We start from the raw sequence: 7,855 nt of genomic DNA, 5'->3' as shown, positions 1-7,855 counted from the left end.
CGGCGCCGTCCGTGAGGGCTGCGCGCTGCTGCAAGGCCTGGCCACCTGCGGCAGCTGCGGGCGCAAACTCGCCGTCTACTACGACGGCCCCGCCAAAACCACCCCCGGCTACTACTGCACCGGGACCCGGCGGCCCCTCAGTGCGCCATGTTCGTGAACCGCGACAAATGCAGTTGGTGCGCAACGGTAATCGTCTTCGTCGGGCCGTTGCGGTGCTTACCCAGGATCAGGTCCGCCTCACCGCCGCGGGGGTCGTCGCGCTCGAACGCATCGGGCCGGTGTAGCAGGATCACCATGTCCGCATCTTGCTCGAGGCTGTTATGCACTGAAATGCCGTGTGCCACAAAGTTATTCGTGCCAGGTACGGTTCCATCGTACACGTCGAACTCGCCAATGTTGGTAATTTCCACGACCTTGTCCCAGATGACGTCATTGGTCGCGAGATCGTGGATCTCACGGTCGTCGAGTACTGCGGCCACCTGGTGAAGTCTTGAACGGCTCGGGGAGTGCTTCCACATGGTCGATCCGCAGTACTTGGAGCCCATCGCCTCCGCGAAGGCGCGTTGGGTGACGTGGTTACGTGTCATCACTGCACGCACTCGGGCCCACACCTCGCGCGGCACTGAATCTGCTCCGCCACGTCGTCCTCGCGACGCCAGTTTCTCCAGAACTTCCTTCGCCTTCGAGCCGCGGGCTCCGTGCACGCCCACGGTGGTCAGGAACCGTGTCTGGTTCTGTCCACGATCTACGTACAGGTGCCAGCAAGCGCGGTAACCCGTCTTGTGCACTGGCGCGGTCCGGCACTGGATCCCCAAGCGGAGCAACAACTGCATCAAGTCATCAATCAGTTGACGGCTCGTCGAGGCATAGTAGATCTGAGCGTGGTCGGTCGACTGATTCCACATGACAGACCCATCCGTGGCCCACAGATGCCGCACGAACAACGCCACCTGATCGTTCGGAAGGGCGAAAACCTCTTGGGGAACGAACTTCTCATGACTCCGCAGCCCGAACAGTCCTAGCTTGTCCAACCACGCGGCGATGGGATTGCGCTTTCCGCGAGCCAGCCGGTACGGCGCGGGGAGGCGCAGCGTCGTCACGCGGGCCGCGGGGTATTCATCGCGAATCGCCGTCACGCCGAAGCGCTGCGCCGCCGTGGTTACGGCCGCGAGGTTCTGCTCGTCGATGTTTGCGTATCGGACCGGCTGGCGCTTCACGCACGAGCCATCACCGATCATGTGCGCCAACAGGATGACCTCGGAGTCGTCCATCCGCTGCGTCTGCACCGGCTCGGGCACCCGCCGCGGCACCGCCGTGCGGTCACCGACTTTCAGCTCACCCAGCGGCGTCCAGCCATCCATCGTCATGAACGGATGATTCGCGGTGGCCTCGACCTCACGGCCCGAGGCCAACCGCACCTTGAAGACTTCTTTGTGCCCGCTGTAGAAGACGTTCGTCATCGGCCGAGCGACCAGCTGCTTGCGCTCATCCAACGACCAAACCAGCGGCCGCTCGCCGGTCTCCATCAATTCGCCGAAGGTGACCTCAGCGCCGTTGTCGGCCCGCAGGATTCGCGTGTTCGCCGTCAGGCAGCCCGACTCACGCAGGTCGGACACCATCGGCTTCTTGTCGGTGCGCTGCTCCGGACCGCGGTTCAGCTGGCTGATCGCGACCACCGGCACGTCGAGTTCCTTGGCCAACAGCTTCAACTGGCGGGAGAACTCGGAGACTTCCTGCTGTCGTGACTCGACCTTCTTGCCGGAGGTCATCAACTGCAGGTAGTCGATGACGATCAACCGCAGGTCGGCCTTCTGGTGCAGCCGCCGGGCCTTCGCGCGGATCTCCATCATCGTGAGGTTCGGCGAATCGTCGATGTAGAGCGGCGCCTCACTGATCTCACTCATCCGCCGCGCCAGGCGCGTCCAGTCGTCGTCACTCATCCGTCCCGACCGCATGTCGGCGAGCTTGATCTTCGCCTCGGCGGACAACAGCCGCATGACGATCTCGGACTTGCTCATCTCCAGCGAGAAGATGATGCTCGAGAACCGGCTCTTGATGGAGCACGACCGCAGGAAGTCCAGCCCCAGCGTCGAGTTGTGGGTCGGCACCATGCCCGGCCCGGCGAGATAGAGGTGGCTCGCGTTGTCGACCTGAACGCACCGCACCGGCACGCTGCCGATCCGTCGCACCGTGTCGATCTCGACCGTGGGCGCCAACAGAGCCGTCGTCCCATGGTGCCCAGCCGATGTGGCCATCGGCGCGATTCGGTCGAGCCCCGCACGCAACTGGGCCGTCGTACGGATCCCGCGGTCGGTGGGCCACTGGTGCTGCTCATCGGCGACGATCACGGTGCCGTCGGAGAACTCGACCTCGTAACAGGGGCGGCCCAACATCACCGCGGTGGCGGCCACCACGCGGGTCGGCAGGCCGTCAGGCCCGATGAGCTGATCGCCGACCGCGACGTTGGCCATGGTGGTCCAGCCCGACGGCGTGGCAAGCAGGGTGTCGAGTGCCAATGCCTTCCCGACACCAGGCCTGGCCGCGATGATGATCATCTGGCCGGGGTGCAAGCCGTTGGTCACTTCGTCGAGATCGGTGAATCCGGTGGGCACGCCGCGCGCCATGCCGCCCTGCGACGCGATGGCGTCGATCTCGTCCATGGTGGGCTGCAGTAGCTGCTCGAGGGGAACGAAGTCCTCCGTCGTACGACGATCCGTGACGTCGTAGATCTCGGCCTGGGCCCGGTCGACGACCTCCGCGACGTCGGCACCCTCGGCGCCGGCGTACCCGTACTGCACGACGCGGGTGCCGGCCTCCACGAGGCGGCGCAGCAGTGCCTTCTCGGCAACGATGCCGGCGTAGTAGCCCGCGTTGGCCGCGGTGGGCACTGTCGAGATCAGGGTGTGCAGATACGGCGCACCGCCGACGCGCTTCAGCAGCCCCCGACGGTCGAGCTCCGCGGAGACGGTGACGGCGTCCGCGGGCTCACCGCGCCCGTAGAGGTCGAGGACGGCGTCATACACGCTCTGGTGCGCGGGCCGGTAGAAGTCGCCAGGGCGCAGCCGCTCCAGCACGTCGGCGATGGCGTCCTTGGAGAGCAGCATCCCGCCGAGCACGGACTGTTCGGCAGCCATGTCCTGCGGGGGCTGACGGCCGTAGTCCTCCCTCGGCTGCGAAGCATCCATGTCCGAATGGCCGAGGTCATCCACGACTGCCACGAAGCGTCCCACCTCCCCTTGCATCCCTGTCGAACATGTATTCGACGTCGCTCCCCGCGACAATAGGTCAGCCCACCGACGGCCACCCGGTCGATGGCGTCGGAACTGTCTCGCGACGGCTCACGCTAGACGTTGCTGGAACCGCCGCAAAGCGGGCCTGTTAATAACCTCGTGGATGGTGTGTGGATAGCGTTGCTCACTCATGTTGAGGCGCTGGGGAGAACCTGTGCATGAACGGCGCCGTTTTGCGCATCCCCGCAGATAAGGGCACCACAAAAGGCCCATGTGGTTGTGGATGCCAATTGCACCGGCGTGTCGGCCCTGGTTGCGATCTCGGGCGTGTTGTGTTGCGTGCTGGCGCCGAATAGGTTAACAGTTGGTTGCTTCGCTAGGTAACGATTTCGCACGCGAGTTCGCCAGCAGACACAGCAACGCCCGGGTGAAGACCGATCTGGTCCTCACCCGGGCGATTCAGCGCTGAGGAAACTACTCGGCGACCACGCTCAGCGACACCACGGCGTCGACGTCGGGGTGCAGCCGCACGGTGATCCGGTGGTCTCCGACGGACTTGATGTGTGCCTTGGGCAACTGGACGGTCCGCTTGTCGAGATTCGGGCCGCCGGCCTTCTTGATGGCCGCGACGACGTCCGACGTCGTTACCGAACCGAACAGCTTGCCGCCGTCGCCCGAGGCGCGCACGGCCAGCGCCACCGGCCCGAGCCCCTCGATGGCGGTCTTCAGCTCGCCGGCGTGACCGAGGTCGCGCACGGTCTTGACCTCGCGAGCGCGGCGGATCTCGTCGGCCTGCCGCTCGGCGCCACGGGACGCCGCGATGGCCAGGCCGCGCGGGAGCAGATAGTTACGGCCGTAGCCGTCCTTCACCTCGACGGTGTCGCCGGCCGACCCCAGATGGTCGACCTCGGCGGTGAGAATCAGTTTCATATCCGTTGTTCTTCCGTCTCGATCTATCGCGTCGCCGAGCTGAACGGCAGCAACGCAACCTCGCGCGCGTTCTTCACCGCGATCGCGATGTCACGCTGGTGCTGCACGCAGTTCCCGGTCACTCGGCGGGCACGGATCTTGCCGCGCTCGCTGATGTAGGTGCGCAGCAACGCGGTGTCCTTGTAGTCGATGTTCTGGTTCTTGCCCTTCTTGGAGCAGAACACGCACTTGCGGGTCTTGATCGGCTTGTCGGGAGCCGGCCGCCGCTTGGTATTGGTCTTGGGCATGAGTCTTTCTTCCTTGCTTTACTAAATGGTTTGTGTCAGAAGGGCGGTTCGTCGTCGGCGCCGCTGAAGGAGCCGGAGGCGGGCGCGCTGCCCCACGGATCGTCCTTGGCGGGCTCGGCACTGCGTGAACCGCCACTGCCGCCGCCGCTGCTACCGCCGCCGAAGCCTCCGCCGCTGCTACCGCCGCGACTGGCCTTGTTCACCCTGGCGGTGGCATAGCGCAGGGACGGACCGATCTCGTCGACCTCGAGCTCGACGACGGTGCGCTTCTCACCCTCGCGAGTCTCGAACGAACGCTGCTTGAGCCGCCCGGTGACGACCACCCGCGCGCCGCGGGTGAGGCTCTCGGCGACGTTCTCGGCCGCCTCGCGCCAGATGTTGCACCGGAGGAACAGCGCTTCGCCGTCCTTCCATTCGTTGGTCTGACGGTCGAACGTACGGGGCGTCGACGCGACCGTGAAGTTCGCGACGGCAGCGCCGGACGGCGTGAACCGCAGTTCGGGGTCGGCGGTCAGATTTCCGACGACGGTGATGATGGTGTCACCAGCCACGAGATCCTCCTGGGGCGGCGCCAGCGCTCTTCGCGCAGCGCACATCGATGCGGCGTGTTTCGCGCGAGCCTACGCAAGGCACACGACAGTCGACCGGCGTTCGGCCGATGATCGCTCGCGCGAACAGCATCCGCTGTTGTCTAGTGCTTGTCGGTCCGCATGACCTTGGTCCGCAGCACGGACTCGTTGAGTCCCAGCTGACGGTCCAGCTCGGACACCGTGGCCGGGGCGGCCTTCACGTCGATGACGGCGTAGATGCCCTCAGCGTGCTTGGCGATTTCGTAGGCCAGCCGGCGACGTCCCCAGATGTCGACCTTGTCGACGGAACCGCCATCCTTGCGGATGACGTTCAGGAACGTCTCCAACGACGGGGCTACAGTCCGCTCGTCGAGGGTTGGGTCAAGAATGACCATGATTTCGTATGGACGCATGGAAACCTCATCACCTCCTATGGTCGTGTGCGGCCACGGACAATCCGTGGCAGGAGTATCGCCTGCGTCGGCAACCGGCCCAGGCTACCTGAAGAGCCCGTCACCAGGGAAATCGCGTTAACGCCGTCACCCGGCAGGCGTCAACGCCGGCTCGGGTTCGGCCATGGTCGTCCCGACCGGCACCGGCTGCCCGGCAGGCCGCAGCCACGACGGCAGCCACCGCGGCGGGTCGTCGACGGCGTCCTCGAACACCCCGCCCGACGGGTCGTCGACGCGGCCGGCAATACCAACGCCACGGACCAGGTCCAGCTCTGGCCGGTAGATCTGGCGGATCACCAACGCGCACAACGCCATCACCGCCACGTCACGGACCAGCACGGTGGTGGTGAACCACTGCTCGGGCAGACCCATCTTCTGCTCGCCGTACAGGAACAGCATCCGGGGTACCCACACCAGCGCGTCGACCGTCATCCACGCCAACAGGATTCGTCGGTGCGGCAGCGCCAGCGCCGCCAACGGCACCAGCCACAGCGAGTACTGCGGGCTCCACACCTTGTTGGTCAGCAGGAACACCGCGACCACCAGGAACGCCAGCTGCGCCAGCCTCGGCCGGCGGCGCGCGGTGAGCGCAACGTAAGCGATTCCAGCACAACACAATACGAACAGCACCGCGGTCACCGAGTTGAGTATCGACGGTGGCTCCCAGAAGCCCAGGTCCTGGTCGAAGCCGCGCCATCCGCTGAACGACTTGACCACGTTGTAGAGCGAGTCCATGTCGTCGCCGCGGCGCGTGTTGAGCCGGAAGAACTCCGACCACCCGCGCGGGAACAGCACCATCACCGGCAGATTCACCACCAGCCAGGTCAACACCGCGGCAATCGCCGTCTTGCCCACCTCACGCAGCCGGCCGGTGCGCAGCGCGAGGATCACCAGCGGTACGAACAGCAGTATCGGGTAGAGCTTGAGCGCCACGCCGATGCCGATCAGCGCCCCGGCGAGCACGGGTTTTCGCCGTGCCCACGCCAGCAGCGCGCCGACCGCGGCCGCCGTCGCCAGTGCGTCGAAGTTGGTGAACACTCCGAAGATCAGCAGCGGCGACCCAGCCACCACCGCCGCGTCCCAGATCCGGCGGCCGGACAACCGCGCGGTCGCCCACACCGTGGCCATCCACGCCAGAGCCAGACCGAACGCCGCGATGTTGAAGAACATCACCACCTCGGCGACGATCGGCACCGACACCAGCTTGGTCACCGCGGTGTAGGTCTTGGCCAACGCCATCGACACGTACTGGTACAGCCCGGTCAGCACCGGATACTCCATGTAGCGGATCGCCGGGCTGCCGTCGTACTGCGTGCGGGGCTTGCCCTCGCCGTCGGTCTCGACCCAGCTCGACTTGTACGGGAACTTGCCGAGGTTCAACATCTCCGCCGTGTACAGCGGCACCGTGTCGGAGTAGCAGAGCTCGTAGTAGGCCCGCTGGTTCTCCCAAACGGCCACCCGCTGGTCGGCGGTGCCCTTGTCGGTCGACTGCAGACACGCGGCCTTGGTCGTGTAACCGAGCGCGAGGAAGACCAGCGCGATGAGCAGCATCACACGCAGCGGCGTCAGGAACCGCGCCCGTCCGATCAGCGCGTGCCTGCCGACCGGTCCGCCGACCACACCCGAGAGCGCCGCGCCGATGACGTCGGTCCGGCTAGGCAGGTCGCGGTCGTCGGCGCTGCGGAGGTCCCCGGCCAACGGCTGCGGCGAAACCGTTGCCCGATTGGGTTCGTCGCCGGTCACGGCGGCGGAAGGGGCGCTGTCGCGGTCGGGGTTGGGATCGCCGCCGGGTCACCGGGCGGCGGTGGCGGCGGCGCCGTGATGGTGGTCGGTGGACCGAACGGGATCGTGATGCCCGGCGCGATCTCCAGCGTCGGTTGGATCACCGTCTCCGCTGGCGGCGGTGGCGGAGGCGGCGGCGGAGCCACCGGCGGGCCTGCGTAGCCACCGATCTCGGTGGGCTTGGGGAACGTCTCGTTGTCGGTGCCCTTCAGCGCACCGTCCATGGTGGCCTTCCAGATGTCGGACGGTATCCCCGACCCGTAGACCGCGCCGCCGGATGCCGTCACCAACGGCTTGGTGCCCTCGGTGGTGCCCACCCACACCGCGGTCGCAAGCGACGGCGTGTAGCCGACCATCCAGGCGTCGCGGTTGGCGTCGGTGTCGCCGAGCTGGTTGGTGCCCGTCTTGGCCGCCGACGGCCGGCCACCAGCCAGGTTGTGTCCCCGCGACCAGCCGGCGATGGGCTGCATCGCCGAGCTGACGTTGTCGGCCACCGCCTTGTCGATCTTCTGCTCACCGGAGTTGTCCTGCTGGGAGGCGTCGAAGAGCACCTCGCCGTCGGCGTTCACCACCTTCTGCACGAAGTGCGGCTTGTGGTACACCCC

General features: G+C 66.3%; 8 protein-coding genes. 1 reads left to right on the top strand and 7 read right to left on the bottom strand.

Features of this window, described 5'->3' with window-relative positions; all coding sequences use genetic code 11:
• Positions 1-25 precede the first annotated feature (25 nt).
• On the top strand, positions 26-157 hold the full coding sequence (locus tag QOC69_RS14885; RefSeq protein WP_526440778.1) for a recombinase zinc beta ribbon domain-containing protein: 132 nt from the start codon (positions 26-28) through the stop codon (positions 155-157).
• On the opposite strand, the gene QOC69_RS14880 is transcribed toward QOC69_RS14885, so the two are convergent.
• The 7 genes from QOC69_RS14880 to QOC69_RS14850 all read right to left on the bottom strand — a co-directional run.
• The gene (locus QOC69_RS14880) at positions 138-3,218 is read right to left on the bottom strand and encodes a replicative DNA helicase (RefSeq protein ID WP_526440776.1); all 3,081 of its coding nucleotides are present in this window, start codon (positions 3,216-3,218) and stop codon (positions 138-140) included. The genes QOC69_RS14885 and QOC69_RS14880 overlap by 20 nt on opposite strands.
• A 486-nt stretch (positions 3,219-3,704) precedes the next feature.
• On the bottom strand, positions 3,705-4,160 hold the full coding sequence (gene rplI / locus QOC69_RS14875; RefSeq protein WP_526440774.1) for a 50S ribosomal protein L9: 456 nt from the start codon (positions 4,158-4,160) through the stop codon (positions 3,705-3,707).
• A gap of 23 nt (positions 4,161-4,183) precedes the next feature.
• The gene (gene rpsR, locus QOC69_RS14870; protein WP_149374439.1) at positions 4,184-4,447 is read right to left on the bottom strand and encodes a 30S ribosomal protein S18; all 264 of its coding nucleotides are present in this window, start codon (positions 4,445-4,447) and stop codon (positions 4,184-4,186) included.
• Between the two features lie 35 nt (positions 4,448-4,482).
• Positions 4,483-4,998: a single-stranded DNA-binding protein gene (gene ssb / locus QOC69_RS14865; RefSeq protein ID WP_526440771.1), complete on the bottom strand. Its 516-nt coding sequence runs from the start codon at positions 4,996-4,998 to the stop codon at positions 4,483-4,485.
• A gap of 140 nt (positions 4,999-5,138) precedes the next feature.
• Positions 5,139-5,429 carry a 30S ribosomal protein S6 gene (rpsF, locus tag QOC69_RS14860; RefSeq protein ID WP_184446190.1) on the bottom strand — a complete coding sequence of 97 codons (291 nt, stop codon included), beginning with the start codon at positions 5,427-5,429 and terminating at the stop codon, positions 5,139-5,141.
• A 126-nt stretch (positions 5,430-5,555) separates the two neighbouring features.
• Positions 5,556-7,211 carry a glycosyltransferase family 87 protein gene (locus QOC69_RS14855; RefSeq protein ID WP_526440769.1) on the bottom strand — a complete coding sequence of 552 codons (1,656 nt, stop codon included), beginning with the start codon at positions 7,209-7,211 and terminating at the stop codon, positions 5,556-5,558.
• Positions 7,208-7,855 (bottom strand): penicillin-binding transpeptidase domain-containing protein (locus QOC69_RS14850; protein ID WP_526440767.1); only part of this gene is annotated, 648 nt, incomplete at its 5' end. The genes QOC69_RS14855 and QOC69_RS14850, both read right to left, overlap by 4 nt.

It is taken from the genome of Mycobacterium sp. (assembly GCF_032162105.1).
GTDB lineage: Bacteria > Actinomycetota > Actinomycetes > Mycobacteriales > Mycobacteriaceae > Mycobacterium.
This window is presented reverse-complemented; position numbering and strand designations above follow the sequence as displayed.

Excerpts from the sequence above, each read along its gene's own strand:
- rplI (WP_526440774.1), bottom strand. The coding sequence starts at position 4,160 with ATGAAACTGATTCTCACCGCCGAGGTCGACCATCTGGGGTCGGCCGGC.
- rpsR (WP_149374439.1), bottom strand. The coding sequence starts at position 4,447 with ATGCCCAAGACCAATACCAAGCGGCGGCCGGCTCCCGACAAGCCGATC.
- rpsF (WP_184446190.1), bottom strand. The coding sequence starts at position 5,429 with ATGCGTCCATACGAAATCATGGTCATTCTTGACCCAACCCTCGACGAG.